Annotated in this window: 12 protein-coding genes and 1 pseudogene; all 13 read right to left on the bottom strand. The window is 59.4% G+C overall.

All coding sequences use genetic code 11. The features are described 5' to 3' along the window. Positions 1–151: 151 nt before the first annotated feature. Positions 152–876 (bottom strand): annotated as a pseudogene (locus AO388_RS10555) (NAD-dependent epimerase/dehydratase family protein). A 350-nt stretch (positions 877–1,226) separates the two neighbouring features. Beyond that, a complete protein-coding gene (locus AO388_RS10560; RefSeq protein ID WP_058416427.1) occupies positions 1,227–2,207 on the bottom strand; it encodes an SdiA-regulated domain-containing protein in 981 nt (326 codons plus the stop codon). Positions 2,208–2,248: 41 nt separating this feature from the next. After that, complete coding sequence (locus AO388_RS10565) at positions 2,249–3,778, bottom strand: ArnT family glycosyltransferase (RefSeq protein ID WP_058416428.1); 1,530 nt, start codon at positions 3,776–3,778, stop codon at positions 2,249–2,251. Then, positions 3,775–4,059 (bottom strand): lipid-A-disaccharide synthase N-terminal domain-containing protein, encoded by a 285-nt coding sequence (locus AO388_RS10570; protein ID WP_003367870.1) that lies wholly within the window; start codon positions 4,057–4,059, stop codon positions 3,775–3,777. Before AO388_RS10570 ends, AO388_RS10565 begins: the two co-directional genes overlap by 4 nt. Continuing rightward, complete coding sequence (locus tag AO388_RS10575) at positions 4,056–4,799, bottom strand: glycosyltransferase family 2 protein (protein ID WP_003432750.1); 744 nt, start codon at positions 4,797–4,799, stop codon at positions 4,056–4,058. Before AO388_RS10575 ends, AO388_RS10570 begins: the two co-directional genes overlap by 4 nt. A gap of 11 nt (positions 4,800–4,810) precedes the next feature. After that, positions 4,811–5,806, bottom strand: coding sequence for an NAD-dependent epimerase (locus tag AO388_RS10580; protein ID WP_058416429.1), 996 nt, complete (start codon positions 5,804–5,806; stop codon positions 4,811–4,813). Continuing rightward, on the bottom strand, positions 5,803–7,131 hold the full coding sequence (locus tag AO388_RS10585) for a UDP-glucose dehydrogenase family protein (protein WP_058416430.1): 1,329 nt from the start codon (positions 7,129–7,131) through the stop codon (positions 5,803–5,805). The genes AO388_RS10580 and AO388_RS10585 overlap by 4 nt, the downstream gene beginning before the upstream one ends. A 171-nt stretch (positions 7,132–7,302) precedes the next feature. Then, entirely contained in the window at positions 7,303–8,346 is a 1,044-nt protein-coding gene (locus tag AO388_RS10590) for a FecCD family ABC transporter permease (protein WP_058398181.1), read from the bottom strand. After that, positions 8,343–9,293 carry an ABC transporter substrate-binding protein gene (locus AO388_RS10595; RefSeq protein ID WP_058416431.1) on the bottom strand — a complete coding sequence of 317 codons (951 nt, stop codon included), beginning with the start codon at positions 9,291–9,293 and terminating at the stop codon, positions 8,343–8,345. Before AO388_RS10595 ends, AO388_RS10590 begins: the two co-directional genes overlap by 4 nt. 1 nt (position 9,294) lies before the next feature. Further along, positions 9,295–10,074, bottom strand: coding sequence for an ABC transporter ATP-binding protein (locus tag AO388_RS10600; protein ID WP_044310272.1), 780 nt, complete (start codon positions 10,072–10,074; stop codon positions 9,295–9,297). A 275-nt stretch (positions 10,075–10,349) separates the two neighbouring features. After that, positions 10,350–10,763, bottom strand: a complete 414-nt coding sequence (locus AO388_RS10605; protein WP_058416432.1) for a VOC family protein — start codon at positions 10,761–10,763, stop codon at positions 10,350–10,352. A 159-nt stretch (positions 10,764–10,922) separates the two neighbouring features. Further along, positions 10,923–11,870, bottom strand: coding sequence for a methyltransferase (locus tag AO388_RS10610; protein WP_058416433.1), 948 nt, complete (start codon positions 11,868–11,870; stop codon positions 10,923–10,925). After that, a complete protein-coding gene (locus AO388_RS10615; protein WP_058416455.1) occupies positions 11,867–13,318 on the bottom strand; it encodes an iron-containing redox enzyme family protein in 1,452 nt (483 codons plus the stop codon). The genes AO388_RS10610 and AO388_RS10615 overlap by 4 nt, the downstream gene beginning before the upstream one ends. Between the last annotated feature and the right edge of the window lie 42 nt (positions 13,319–13,360).

Here is a 13,360-nt window from a genome sequence, read left to right on the forward strand (position 1 = left end):
CATCAATGATACTGAACCCCGCGGATCTAGGGGGGCAATGTGTCAAACTATATTTCGGGCAGCCAGTTTCGGTAACTTAGAGCAGACTCAGATTTATCCAAAATAATCCTAACGTCGTCACTCCTTCGTACGGAGTAGCTGCGTTGGGACGTCAAGCCTCCACGGAAGGAGACCACCCCAGTATGCGCTTGGCTTTTTCGTTGCTGACGGTCGGGCTGTCCTGAGTGATATTGAAAATACCACTTTGCTCTGTTTGCAACGCCAGCAGTGCGGCGCGTGCAGCGGCTTCTACATGCACAGGGCTGGTGCCTGTCGGCTCGTCAGTGCCAGTGCCGGGCCCGTATAACTGGCCATAGCGCAAGACGGTTCCGTTCAATGCAGGCTCGCTGAGCACTTGCTGTTCCAAGGCCGCCACACCCCCCACACTGATGCCACGGCTGCCGTGTGCCTCCACGTCCAGAGGACATGTTTCCAGATAAGGGGTGTCGCCTGGACGGTAGGCCCAGGCGATGCTTTGAGCGATCAGACGGGTAGCGCCAGCAGCTCGAGCGGCGGCTACCAGATTACGCGTTCCTTCTGTACGGATACGTGCGTTGTTCTCGACCGCTTTTGCCATCAATTCGGGACTTAGGCCACGAGGCAGATCTGTCAGTTGATGAATAACGGCCCATGGCTGGATGCGGACCAACTCTTCGTTTAAACGCTCGGCGTCATAGACATCGACCACTACTGCCGTAGCACCTGTGGCCTCAATGTCCTTCACTTTTCGGCGCGACGGGTAGCGCCATATACGCTGTAGTCCGCACCCACCAAGAGCTTGAGCAGGGCTCTGCCGATTACACCGGATGCGCCGGCTACAAAAACTTTACGCGACATTGCACTCATCTCCTTGAGGTTTCATTGCAGAAGCAAGGCAGTCACTCGCCTGATACTGTGTCGATACCCTCTAATAAAAGCTGTGGATTCTATCGGGTCGGTTATCGACTAGGCCTAGGAATAGGCTCGACCTGACAGCGCGCTTGAGGATGCTAGATTATTTACTGTGATTAACTTTGAATCGAGTGACAATCAGGAGCATTTCATCATGGCAACTATCGCGAAACCCGATCTGTCACGGCTCACGTCCTGAGCAACTGGCATATTTTTCCGAATTCCATTAGCTCTCCCGAAAAAGACCCTACCCCCACTCCCCGAAAGTCATCCTCAAGACCAGGTTTCTTCACTACCTATTCCGGCACTTTCGAAAACTTGTAAAACAGATTCGGCTCACTCACGACGTACAGGTTGCCTGCGCGATCCATGGTCAGGCCTTCGGGTTGGGGGGCGCTGTGCTTGAGGTCGGAGAAGGTAGCCAGCAGGGATCGAATGCTGACGAATCGTCCCTTGCTGTCCAGTTCCGTGATCGAGTGCGACTGGTCGCTGAGCAGCAGTAAATGGCCGGTTCGCGGGTCGTAGTAGCCGTCTGAAAGGTCGCGTGCAGCGACACTTTTCGTGATCCAGTCCAGCCGGTCGGCAACTTTGATCTGCAAGCGGCCCTGATCGATGGAGTGCAGGACGCCGGAAACTTCGAACATCTGCCGTGGATCGCGTTCCTTGATCGCGAACAGGCGGTCGTTGGCGGGATCATAGGTCACGCCTTCGAATCCCTTGTTATGAATACTGGGGTTGATCAGTAGTGCAATGAACTGAGCTTCCTCGACGTGGATGGGGCGTGCCTGCGTCGGCAACGTGATGATGTCCAGTTGCTGGAGATCTTCATCGCACAGCACGATGCGTCCGTTACCCAGATAAGCCACACCTTCGGTGTCGTCGAAACCGATCAATGGGTAGCGGGCGATTATGTCGCCGTTCACGTCCAGTGCCAGCAGCTGCATGGGGCCTTTATTGGTCACTGCCAGCAGTCGGTCATTGTCGTAGTCGTAGGTGATCCCGGAGATATTGGCGACGTCCGGGGCAAGTGGTTTGGCGTCGATAACCACATGGAAATCCGGCAGCCAGATATTCTTGTCGGCTGCCGTATTGCCCTTTAACCAGGTGCGACCGTACTGGTACAGCTGTTGGTGGACCTGAAAGTGTGTCGACACGGCATAGGCCAGGATCAGCAGCCCGAGAGCACCTGCACTCAGCACGAGTTGTGCGAGTGATACCTGCCTTCGTGCGACGTTCGACCACGTCAGGCGCTTTGCCTTTATCGTTTCCAGCTGCATGGCGTCAGGCACTCCCGCGTGTTGGGCGGCTGGGCGGGCGATTAATCAACATTTTGCTGCCACGCGAAGCGATAGGCCTGCATAGGACTTTCCGGTTTACACCGGCCGTTGTCTGCATCGGCATCGACGATGAACCAGTCAGCTCTGGAGGTCTGGCCCAGCGGCCGGGCTTTTTCCGGCAAGAAGCAATTGGCCAGTTGCTCTCCTGGCACCAGCGCAAAGGTGTCGGGGTGTTCTCTTAGCCAACGGGCAGCCTGTTCGGTTGCCGACGGCTTGGCAAAACCGAAATGCACAATGGGTTGGCGTGCATAGAGCCAGTGCCCCTCGCGCCAGTTGACCAGCACCAGATCGGCACCTTGCGTGACATAAGCGGCCTGTTCCATCAGTTCCTTGTGTGGGTTTTGGCCCTCTATGACGGGTTCGACGAACCCTCTGGCGAACCACAGACCAAGCCAGATAACCACCACCGCCGGGACAATTCGCCGAGCCCTGACGCGGTCGTGGAACCAGCGTTTCAACAACCAGGGCAGCAAGGGGGCAGCCACCAGTACCAGGCCGGGCAGCGCTGGAAAGATGTAGATCTTGCGTTTGCCACTGGAGAGGCTGAAGAACAGCAGCACCAGCAACACCCAGCCGAGCAGTACCAGAACCCGGCCATCGCGCTTGCTCAACTGTCGGCGCCAGGGCGGGATCAGCCAGGGCAGCACCAACACCAGCGGCAGCCAATACTGCGGGATGACTTTGACGAAGAAATACCAGAAGGGCTCGCGATGATCCCAGGCGCTGGCGTATCGATTGGCTGTCTGGTGCAAGAGTATTTCCTGCACATAGGCGAACCCTTCCGGGCCGCCGTCACGCACGACCGAGATAATCATCGGCACCAGCCACAGGCAGCAGGCCAGCAATAACGCCAGCAGCCCCAGCGCCCAGCGCGCGGCCTGTCCTGGCATCGCCACCACACCGTGCCAACCTTTACGCGCGGCATAGGCGTAAGGGATCAACATCAAGGCGGGAACAAAACCGACGCCCTTGGTGATAATGCCCAGGCCCATCGCCGCACAGCTGAAATAGAACCAGCCCCAGGCCGGTCCGAGTAACACGTGGCGAACCAGGCCGTAGAAGCCCAGCGCAATCCACAGGCACAGAAAACTGTCGATCTGTCCGGTGCGCAGGATGCTGTAGGTTTGATAGGTCGCCAGGAATAACAAGGCGGCGTACCGACCGATGCGCCGGTTCCACAGGCGGCTGCCCAGATCGTAGAGGACTGCGGTGGTCGCGCCTGCAGAGAGCAGCCCAGGCAGGTACAGCGCGATGTTCGGGCTGCCCGTCAGCCAAATGAAGAATGCCGTCGCCCACATGAACAGCGGCGGTTTGTCGGCATAGATCTCCGCGGCCCGGTGCGGGACGAACCATGAGCCGTTCTGCAGCATTTCCAGGGCAACGCCGAGAAAACGCTCTTCATCCACGTTCTGCGGCAGACGCACGCCCAAGCCGCCCCCGACCAGTAAAACGGCCAGCGCGACCAGTAGCCATCCCTCAAGGCGAGGCGAAAGGTGAGTTCGCACCGTCATTGCTCCTCAGGTGTCTTGGCCTGTCGGCTGATCAGCTGCAGGTTGCGCATGTACACCAGCAGACCAAAGGCCTGGCCGGCGATGAAGACCGGGTCCTGTCGGTAAATGGCATAGGCCAGCAGGATCGTGCTGCCCAGCATGCTCAGATACCAGAAGCCCACCGGGATGATGCTGCGCTTCTTGAATTCGCTGTACAGCCATTGCAGGACAAAGCGGCCGGTAAATACGGCCTGCCCGACAAAGCCGAGGATCAGCCAGAAGGTCTCGTTGTCCGGCTTCATGGCCGCAGTTCCTGTGCCTGAACATCCAGCCGAGTCCGGCGGATCAGCCACCAGACGCCGACCAGATCAAGAATGCCCACCAGCGCGCGGTCCAGGTTGCCGTACTTGGACACGCCGGCCTGGCGATGGCGGTGGTTGACGGGATGCGTGACCATACGGCCGTTATGTCGCTGAATCAGTGCTGGAATGAACCGGTGCATATGGTCGAAGTACGGCAGGCGCAGAAACGCGGCCCGCTCGATCAGTTTCAGGCCGCACCCGGTGTCTGGAGTCGAGTCTTTGAGAAGCCGGCTGCGCAGGCCGTTTGCGAAGCGCGAGGCCCAGCGTTTGCTGGCGGTATCGCGCCGATTCACTCGGTGGCCGGCCACCAGCTGTATCGCCCCGGAGCCGTTTGCGTGAGCGCGTACCAGCGCCAACATCCCGGGAATATCCGCCGGGTCGTTCTGACCGTCACCGTCCAGGGTCGCCAGCCAGGTGCCGTTGGCCGCCAGTGCCGCGTGATAGACCGAGGTACTCTGCCCAAGTGATCGCTCGTGGCGCAGGATCCGCAACACGGTCAGCCCGCTGTCCTTGAGGTGCGTCAGCACTTTCAAGGTGTCGTCTGTGCTGCCGTCGTCAACGACCAGTATCTCGTAGCGTTCTCCGTCCAGCGCTGTGCAAATCTCTTTGATCAGGCTGGGCAGGTTATCGGCTTCGTTTTTGGCCGGGATCACGACGGATAGAAAAGTGGGCGTGGTCATGGAAGTCCTTGTTATTGAAGTGGCACACGGAGCCGGGCCTGGTAGTGCTCCCGATACCAGTCGACGAAGGCCCTGACGCCGGTGTCGACCGAGACCTGTGGTTGAAAGTCGATCCATTGGCTCAGCGCACTGACGTCAGCCCAGGTTTGCAGCACGTCGCCCGCTTGCAAGGGCAGGTAGCGTCGTTCGGCACGCAGGCCTAGCGCGGCCTCCAGGCAGTCGACGAACTCCAGCAGCTTGACGGGTTGGCCCCGGCCGATATTGAAGAGTTGATGGGGCGGCTCGCTGCCAACCGTGTCGGGCGGCAGCAGGCGCAGGCGCAGGATGCTTTCGACAATGTCGTCGATGTAGGTGAAGTCGCGCGCCATTTCGCCGTGGTTGTAGATATCCACAGGCTGCCCGGCCAGCATGGCTTTTGTGAACTTGAACAGCGCCATGTCCGGCCGGCCCCAGGGTCCGTAGACGGTGAAAAAGCGTAGCCCTGTGGCGCGCAGGCCGTACAAGTGGCAATAGCTGTAGGCAGTGAGTTCGTTGGCGCGCTTGGTGGCGGCATACAGGGACAGCGGCCGGTTGACGGCATCCTCAATCTGAAACGGCATGCGCGTATTGGCGCCGTAGACTGAGCTGCTCGACGCGTAGATCAGGTGCGCCGGTTGATGCTGCCGACAGGCCTCGAGCACGTTGATAAAGCCGACCAGATTGGATTGGGCGTAAACATTTGGCTGTTCAAGCGAGTAACGCACACCGGCCTGAGCCGCCAGATGAATGACCTGTTCGAAGGCGTTTTGCGCGAAGAGCGCGGACAGACCTTCGGCATCGGTGATGTCCAGCCTGTGGAACGTGAACCCTGGCAGGCGCTGGAGGATGGCCAGGCGCGATTGCTTGAGCTCGACGCTGTAGTAATCGTTGAGGTTGTCGATGCCGACGACCTCTACGCCGAGCTCGCACAGACGCTTGGCGACATGAAACCCGATGAATCCGGCAGCACCTGTCACCAGTACCGTCATGGTTGAGCCGCCCGGCCACGACCAATGCCGTAGTAGGTAAAGCCCGCCTCATGCAGTTGCGACGGATCGAACAGGTTGCGGCCATCGAACACCACGCGATCACCGAGCTTTTCGCCGAGCCGGTCCAGATCCAGCACCCGGTAGTCCTGCCATTCGGTCACCACCACCAAAGCGTCTGCGCCTTCCAGGGCATCTTGCTTGCAGTGCACCAGTTGCAGGTCGTTTCGCTCGCCGTAATGATGCCTGACCGCTTCTATCGCCTGAGGGTCGTGTGCTTGAACCCTGGCACCGGCTGCCCAGAGTGCTTTGAGCAGGGTATGGCTGGAGGCCTCGCGAATGTCATCGGTATTGGGCTTGAAAGCCAGTCCCCAGACGGCGAACACCTTGCCCCTGAGATCACCGCGATAATGCGTGTGGATATTTTCAAACAGACGGTGCTTCTGGCGGCGATTGACCTGTTCCACGGCGTTGAGCAACGCCGTTTCCACGCCGTGCTCGCTGGCTGTGCCGATCAGCGCCTGCAAGTCCTTGGGAAAGCATGAGCCACCGAAACCGCAGCCCGGGTAGATGAAGTCATAGCCAATGCGCGGGTCGGAGCCGATGCCTAGCCGCACCTGTTCTATGTCGGCACCTACTTGTTCAGCCAGGTTGGCCATCTCGTTGATGAACGAAATCTTGGTCGCCAGCAGGCAGTTGGCAGCGTATTTGGACAGCTCTGCGCTGCGCGCATCCATGACCACAAACTTTTCGCGGTTGCGACTGAAGGGCTGATACAACTCGCGCATCTGCTCCAGTGCCCGCGGGCTGGCGCCGCCGACGATAATGCGATCCGGACGCAGGCAATCACTGACCGCGCAGCCTTCCTTGAAAAACTCGGGGTTGCTGATCACTTCAAAGCCGTCATCACGTCGCGGACTGGCAGCGATCTCAGCGAGCAGGCGGTCAACGGTGCCCACTGGCGAGGTCGACTTGTTGACAATGATCCGGGCACTTTCGGCGTGTCTGATTACCGAACCCAGTACGGCAAACACTTGGCTCAGGTCCGCCTTGCCATCGGCTTGCGCTGGCGTACCGACTGCGATGAATACCAACTCTGCAAAGCGACTGGCGTGTACTTCATCGGTTGTGAAACTGAGTCTCTTGCAGTCCAGGCCGTTGCGCAGAAGTTCGCCAAGACCGGGCTCGAATATCGGACATATACCATCGCGCAGCGCGTCGATGCGTTTGCTGTCGACATCCATGCAACAAACGGTATGACCTACCTCAGCCAGACAGGCGGCAAGGGTAAGCCCCACATAACCGGTTCCGAACACTGTCACTTTCAAGTGTCGCTCCTTCCGCCTCATGACATGAATGGATGAGCCAGTTTGTCTTCAGGTGCCTCGGCAGCCTGAAATGACCAGCGCAAAATAAATGTCATAAAGGTGTTAAGAAACGATGACACGAGTTTGTCATGTAGCAGGAAGGGCGGCGGGCAGTCCTGTTTGCCCGCCGNATCACTGACCGCGCTTCATCATGAAAATGAAAAAAATCCCTCCTAACAAGGCGGTGGTTATGCCTATCGGCAGGTCTTCGGGGGCGATCAGCGTGCGGGAGATGACGTCCACCCAGACCATCAACAATGCGCCCAGAAGGGTGGCGACAGGCAACAATCGTCGATGCTCCGAGCCCACCAGACGTCTGGCCATGTGCGGCACCATCAGGCCGACAAAACCGATGGAGCCGCACAGGGCAACCAGTACGCCGGTCATCAGTGAGGCGATCAGAAAAACCAGCAGGCGCACGTTGCGCACTTGCAGGCCAAGGCTCACGGCGGTCTGGTCGCCGCCCATCAGCGCGTTCAGTGAGCGACCCAGCCCTTGCAGCAGGACCCAACCGCACAGCACCGTGATAAACGGCACAGCAAGCAACTCCCAGCGGGCCAGACCCAGCCCGCCGAGCATCCAGAACAGCACGGAGGAACTGGCGCGGTGGTCGCCCAGAAACAATGACAAGTTGGCGATTGCCATCATCACGAAGGACACGGCCACGCCGCCGAGCAGCAGGCGCTGGCTGTCCAGCCTGCCTTGGTGAATGGCAAGCCACAGCACCAGGCACAGGCTGACCAGCGAGCCGACAAAGGCGGCCAGTGGCAATGTCAGCGTGCCAAACACTTCGCCCGCGTGCATGACCACGATCACTGCGCCAAGCGTGGCGCCCGAGGTCGCTCCCAGCAAATGCGGATCGGCCAGCGGATTGCGGGTCGCGGCTTGCAGAACGCAGCCAATCAGCGCCAGTCCAGCGCCTGCCAGCGCACCCAGCAATACGCGGGGCGTACGTATCAGCCAGACGATGGTTTCCTGACCCGCGGTCCAGAGCGGTGGATGTTCGGCAGAACCTGAGACTTTGAACATCAGGATAGCCATCACCCGGCTCAAGGGCACAGGGGCCGCGCCGAAGGTGATGCACACCAGGCACGACGCCAACAGCAAAAGCGTCAGAGCGATCAACAGGCCCAGATAACGACGCGGCCGTTCAGTCAGCCACTGCGCCAGCGTCATCGCTTCACGTCATGAAATGCCGCTGCAAGCGTCTCGATGGCCGTGACATTGTCGATGCCGGGCGTCACCGCCACATAGGGCAGCACGACATAACGTCGGTTGCGGATCGCGTCCACGGATTGCAGTGCCGGATTGCTTTCAAGGAAATGCTGTTTCTGCGCAGCGCTGACTTCGCCATAGTCAACGATCACGATCACCTCGGGATTGCTTTGCACGACCGACTCCCAGTTGACGTGGGTCCAGCTGGCTGCGACGTCGCCCATGACATTGCGGCCGCCTGCAGCGCTGATCAACGCCTGAGGAATCGCCAGGCGCCCGGCGGTCATCGGCCGGTCTTCGCCGCTGTCATAAAGAAATACCCTGGGCGGCGATTTGCCTGCCACGCTTTTCTCGACGTCGGTCACGCTGCGGCGCATCTGCGCGACCAGTGTTTCGGCCCGGGTCTGCACGTCGAATATCCGGCCCAGATTGAGCAGGTCGTTGTAGACGTCCTCCAGCGTCGCTTCGGTGCGGGGCATTATCTGGGCGCAGGATTCGGTCAGTTCATAGGCCTTGATGCCCAGCGGGGCGAGACTTTGCGGCGTGACATCGCCACCCACGCGCATGCCATAGTTCCAGCCGGCAAAATAGAAGTCGGCGTTGGCATTGAGCAGCGTTTCCAGAGACGGATATTTACTGGACAGCTCGGGCAGTTTGCCCAGGTCGCGTAAGAGCGCCTGATCGGGCTTGTTCCAGCCGGTGATGCCGGTGTAGCCGACCATGTGCGATTGCAAACCCAGGGCAACCATCATTTTGGTGAGGTTCACATCGTTGCTGACGGCACGCTGCGGCGCAGCCGTGAACGTCACTGAGCGGTCGCAGCTTTGCACGGTGACGGGGTAGGCGGCATGCACCATCGGGCTGCATAGCAGCGTTGCCAATGCCAGGCGGGCGGACAGGCAGTTCATGTCAGGGTATCCAGGTGATGCGTGGGTAGTCACGCAGAGGGTGGCTGTCGACCAGCGCCTTGGCGCCGAACACACTGAGCAGCATTTCCGGGGTCAGCACCTCCCGCGGCGTGCCTTGCGCAATGAGCCGGCCGTGATGAATGACACACAGGCGATCACAGAATGCCGCCGCCAGGTTCAGGTCATGGATACTGGCCAGCGTGGCCATGCCGAGCTGTTTGACCAGCCCGAGCAATTCCAGTTGATGGCGCGGGTCGAGGTGGTTGGTGGGCTCGTCCAGCACCATCAATCGGGGTTCTTGCACCAGCGCCCTTGCCAGCAGACAACGCTGCTTTTCGCCACCGGAGAGCGTGTCGAACCGATGCTGCTCATAGCCCGCCAGCCCGACGGCGTTCAGCGCGTTTTGCACAATCGCGCGGTCGTGGTCACTGTCTGCGGCAAAGAATCCCTGATGGGGAGCGCGACCCATGTTTGCCACATCCAGCAGCGTCAGGCCGAATGAATCGGGAAACTCCTGGGCAACCACCGCCACATGCCGGGCGCACCAGCGCGGGCTGCAGGACCAGATATCGCGAGCATTGATTGCGACCTTGCCGCTGTGCGGGCGGCTGTAGCGGAATGCGCAACGCAGCAGGCTGGTTTTGCCGCTGCCGTTGGGCCCGATCAGGCCGACGAACTCGCCTGCGGCGATCTGCAGGTCGATATCCTTCAAGGCAAAGTGTTCGTGCGTGCAGACTGACGTCTGTTCCGGTGCCCACGCGAGGCGTTCCAGCGCCAGCATCAAACACGCGGGCCTATAATGACGTGCAGCGAGGGCGGCTCAACCTGTATCCATTGCCGAATGTGCTGACCGGCCTGCATGGCGTGTCTGGTAGTTACGGGGAGGAATTGGAAAACAGGGTTGATCATGGCGTGGGAAGATCGCTGGAAGAGGCTGAGTTAAAAATGCTCAATTGTTATAACATAACATTTTAGGCGCAGCACACCCGCGTATCAACATTCGATTGCCCCGCTTTATCGACCCACCTTTGCAGCGCAACGTGTGACCTTGACGATTCAATAAATCGCCCAGCAGCCGGGCGTGAGGAGTTCGACGAGATTTTCGTCAGGGTCGCGGAAATAGATGCTCGATCCGCCCTTGGGCCATTCTGTGCGGCCCTCTATGGCGACGCTGGCTCTGGCAAGGCGATCAGCCCAGAGTTTCATCTCGTCGGCATTGATGGCGAAGCACACGTGAATCCGGCCCTGGGCATCGTGGGGCGGTATCTCTCCGCCGCTCAGGTACTGCGTCTGCAGTGAAGCGCCGCGCTTGAACAGCAGCAGGGTGCTCACACCTCCGACGTTGAACGCCACCAATGTCGCGCTTTCGAACATCACTTCCAGTTCAAGGGTGTCGGAATAGAATTCCCTGGCGTTCGCCAGATCTTCTACGTAGAGGGCTGTTTCGATAATCCTGTTCAGGCGTGGCATGTGTCGTCGTCCTTTTCGGTGTGCGACGAGCCTGCATCGATCAACAGTGAGGTGTTGATCGACGGCTCGTGACAAGTTTCACCGGGATGCCGAGAGGCTGACCAATGCTCGGTTCTTATGCGCGCTATAAGCATGAACTATCGAAGCTATTTCGGTGGGTCATGCAGAGCGTCGGGTGACCACCAACTCGACCGCTGCAATACGGTCCACGTCCTCATAGCCCTCTTCAAGCAGCTCTTCGCCGAAGACATCCGGGTCCAGTTCACGGTAGGTCCATGCCAGTGCCGCATGGTCGATATCGGCCTGCACCGCCTCGAAGAACGGATCGTGCTCGCCCACCATGGCCACGCCGGTGTAAAGCACCAGCGAACCGCCCGGAGTGAGGCGGTCCAGTGATTCGCGCAGGATGCGCACGGACAGGTCCGCGCCCAATGCATCACCACCGTGGCGGTAGGCCCGCTGCCTAGTGTCTTTCATGTAAGGCGGGTTGGCGACGATGAGGTCGAAGTTTCCGCTCAGACCCGAGAGAATATCGCTGTGGCAGCACTCCATATTCTTCAGCCCGGCGACCGCGGCATTGGTCTGCGCGAAATGCAGTGCCTTAGGGTTGATGTCGACGGCATGCACCTGAGCCTGCGGACGGGCGACCGCAATCAACATGGCGCCGGCACCCGTACCGCAGCCGATGTCGACGGCGCGGTTGATCGGGTGCGACGTGCCTTGCAGGTGACGATTGATGGACTGCGCGAAGCGATAGGTATCCGGACCGAAAAATACCGAGTCTTCATCTGCGGTAGGAAACGCCGAATGCACCAGCAGCAGATCATCCAGGCTGGAAAATCTCACCCGGCTTTTCAAGCCGTCTTCCTTGCGCTCCAGAATACCGGCAGCCAGCAGGCCTTGAGCCTCTTCGACCGGCAGCATGGATTCCGGTATCAGCCGGCTCCAACCGAACACATCGCGTAGCGACGCGGCAAGACGATTTCCCGAGCGTTGATTGACGTATTGATGGGTCAAAGGGGTGGGCGTGATAAAGCGATAGCCGCTGGTCTCAAGGCGCTGCGCCAGGGCAATGAGCGCGGCGCTGTCGGGGAGGGCATGACTCATGCGTGCGCTCCCGTCATTCGCTCGGCCATGCTGCTCACAAACAGACGCGTCGCGTGTAGACCGGCAGCCGTTGCGTGTCTTGCTGGCGACATGCTTTCGATCAACGTAGTCATCTTCTCGGAGGCGGCCGCAGACTCCAGCCTCATGTGCAGTTCGCGCACGTCCGGGTCAGCATCTGCTGAAGCAGGCACCGCAAGCGCGGGGGAGGGCTGAGCACCGTCTTGCAGGTTGCGGAAACGCGAGCGAAAGGCTTCCGGAAGCCGTTTGCCGACCGTGGGTTGAGCACTGCCATCGGACAGTGAGTCGCCGGCGATCCAGTCGTGCACGAGTTGCTTTTCATAACCGTTGAAGACGCCGAACATTGGCGCACCGGCGCCTTCGAACAGCTTCCAGAAACGGCTGTGCAGAGGGTCTTCATGACGCTTGATCCAGCCTCTGTTCTGCAGCACAGCAAGAAATTCCGGGATCTGGTCGGGCTCGGCGAGCCACTCGTTGACGGTCTTGCCGTCGAGACGGCAGTAATCGGAATGCATGTGCTGCCCGAACGTGCGCTTGCGCTCGAGCATGGCGATCACTTCCTGCTCCAGGTCGAACGACTGGATCACTTGAGTTGAACCCATGCCCAGCTCATTGAGGCGATAACCACTGGCGACACGACGATAAAACTCGTCGCGCTCCTGGCCAACAGGCATCAGCTCAAGGACACTCTGCGCAGCCTTGCGCGCATGGCCGGTGCTGGCATTATCGATCGTCACATGCAGGGTGAAGTAGTAAGGGTCAATGCCCAGTTCATTCAGCTCGAATGATGTGATGAGCAAGTGCAGCGGCAACTGTTCATAGCCCAGGTTGTAACCAATGACTTCGGGAAGGTATTGCTCGCTCAATTGCCCCAGTGACAGCTGAATCGCACCTTGCAGGTAGGCATCGTCTGCCAGTGGCGCGCTCGTATCGCAGTCCAGATCCGCCAGCAGTTTCCGGTACAGCGAGACATGATTCTGTGCTTGTTCGCCGTCACCAAGCTCTTCAAGGTAGGTCCGAATCAGGCCGTGAAAGCGGTAGTCTGCCCAGCGCGGCAGCAATCCGTATAGCCAGGCGCCGTCGACCATTTTGGTCGGTGCGACCTGCTGAATGAAATACATCGCGTGCGCTTTGTTCTTGAAAAACCGTCTCGGTTTTCCAGCGCGGCGTTGCTCAAGATAGAGTGCATATTGATCAGCCACGACCCCTACGTTCTGCTCCATCCACTGTTCAAGCGCTTCGGGCTGGTTCGGAAGGTCGCAGTGTTCCCGCTCGGCCAGGGCCAGGCAGTGATTCAGAAACAGGACCGCATCGTGTTGATGTTCGGGAGCACGTTCATTCATCCATGATTGATAGACGGTTTTTGAACGGGCTTCTTCAACGACGGTTTTGACGACGGCGTTGCCGGTCATCACTTGAAGAGACGTCATGAAAATCGTACCTCGGCAGTTGAACATCACGTTGACGCGGTC

Source organism: Pseudomonas sp. ICMP 10191 (genome assembly GCF_001467335.1).
GTDB classification, from domain to species: Bacteria; Pseudomonadota; Gammaproteobacteria; order Pseudomonadales; family Pseudomonadaceae; genus Aquipseudomonas; species Aquipseudomonas cerasi.

Excerpts from the sequence above, each read along its gene's own strand:
- AO388_RS10590 (WP_058398181.1), bottom strand. The coding sequence starts at position 8,346 with ATGACGCTGGCGCAGTGGCTGACTGAACGGCCGCGTCGTTATCTGGGC.
- AO388_RS10615 (WP_058416455.1), bottom strand. The coding sequence starts at position 13,318 with ATGACGTCTCTTCAAGTGATGACCGGCAACGCCGTCGTCAAAACCGTC.
- AO388_RS10610 (WP_058416433.1), bottom strand. The coding sequence starts at position 11,870 with ATGAGTCATGCCCTCCCCGACAGCGCCGCGCTCATTGCCCTGGCGCAG.
- AO388_RS10565 (WP_058416428.1), bottom strand. The coding sequence starts at position 3,778 with ATGACGGTGCGAACTCACCTTTCGCCTCGCCTTGAGGGATGGCTACTG.
- AO388_RS10575 (WP_003432750.1), bottom strand. The coding sequence starts at position 4,799 with ATGACCACGCCCACTTTTCTATCCGTCGTGATCCCGGCCAAAAACGAA.
- AO388_RS10605 (WP_058416432.1), bottom strand. The coding sequence starts at position 10,763 with ATGCCACGCCTGAACAGGATTATCGAAACAGCCCTCTACGTAGAAGAT.
- AO388_RS10560 (WP_058416427.1), bottom strand. The coding sequence starts at position 2,207 with ATGCAGCTGGAAACGATAAAGGCAAAGCGCCTGACGTGGTCGAACGTC.
- AO388_RS10600 (WP_044310272.1), bottom strand. The coding sequence starts at position 10,074 with ATGCTGGCGCTGGAACGCCTCGCGTGGGCACCGGAACAGACGTCAGTC.
- AO388_RS10595 (WP_058416431.1), bottom strand. The coding sequence starts at position 9,293 with ATGAACTGCCTGTCCGCCCGCCTGGCATTGGCAACGCTGCTATGCAGC.
- AO388_RS10570 (WP_003367870.1), bottom strand. The coding sequence starts at position 4,059 with ATGAAGCCGGACAACGAGACCTTCTGGCTGATCCTCGGCTTTGTCGGG.
- AO388_RS10580 (WP_058416429.1), bottom strand. The coding sequence starts at position 5,806 with ATGACGGTACTGGTGACAGGTGCTGCCGGATTCATCGGGTTTCATGTC.